The organism is Kitasatospora sp. NPDC001309, from assembly GCF_042896295.1.
Lineage (GTDB): Bacteria > Actinomycetota > Actinomycetes > Streptomycetales > Streptomycetaceae > Kitasatospora.
In genome coordinates this window covers 1-495 of sequence record NZ_JBIAXC010000051.1, presented here as the reverse complement: position 1 = coordinate 495, position 495 = coordinate 1, and positions in this window count along the sequence as shown.

The window sequence follows — 495 nt, the reverse complement described above, 5'->3', positions numbered from 1 at the left end:
CGGGCGGCCGAGGATCGCAACCTCCTTGGCTACCGCCGCCAGCGCTCCTACCTCTGCGGGTGGCGGTCGCCCTCCCGGGCGGTCGAGGATCGCAACGCGATGCCGCGCTGTCCGCGCACCCAGCGCCGGAGGGTGGTGGCGGTTGCCCTCTTGGGTGGTCAGGATCGCAGTTCTGGTGCGGTGCCGACAGTGCCGAGCTGGACCCTGAGACGAGAGTGGTGATCGCTTCCTGGAGTAGCCGAGACCGAGTCGGGGGGACTTGCTGGGGACCACGCGTCGTTCACCGCCGTCTCTGAGGTGCCTTTCGGTGAACGAACAGCGCGAGCTATCTACCGTCTGACGTGCAGCGGTGGCTACGCGCGGGCGACGGGGGGTCAAGGGGTTGCGGGCGGTGGCCATATCTAGTGTCCTGAGTCCTTGATCCGTCGTTGGTCAGTGCATGGGACGTCCTGGGCCGAGGCTGGCCGAGCTGGTGTTGTCGGATCACGAGCGGCA